Source organism: Candidatus Symbiothrix dinenymphae (genome assembly GCF_001431085.1).
The window spans coordinates 1-392 of record NZ_BBRU01000506.1; the positions used below are offsets into that span (position 1 = coordinate 1).

A 392-nucleotide genomic window follows, 5' to 3' on the forward strand; every position below is an offset into this window, starting at 1 on the left:
GTTGTCGGCCACCAGCGGTTGCCATTGCCCATTTGTCCACAAAGAGTGTTCGCTCTCGCTTTTGTTGATGCGTTGGATGTATTTGATGCCCGCATCGATGGGTGGCTACACGGTGTCGCTCAACACCTTTGTGGACAATCTGGGCAGTTTCGGCGGAGGCACCTATTTTTCCGTCAAACAGGGCAAATTAGGGCTTACAGGCAATCTGAACGCTAACAAGCGCCGCAATCCAATCAACGACACCCACAGTGAGCGAAGTGAAATTAAAGGTTCCACGTTGCTGACACAGGACGGCTGGAGCAAAAACACGTTCAACATGATGTACGGCTACGGCGAATTGAGTTACGAAATCGACACCCTGCGCCTGTTGAGCGCGTCCTACAACCAATTTA

Annotated in this window: 1 pseudogene; it reads left to right on the forward strand. The window is 51.3% G+C overall.

The annotated features are described in order from the left end of the window. Positions 1-392, forward strand: a pseudogene (locus tag ASC50_RS05355) (hypothetical protein); the annotation flags it as partial.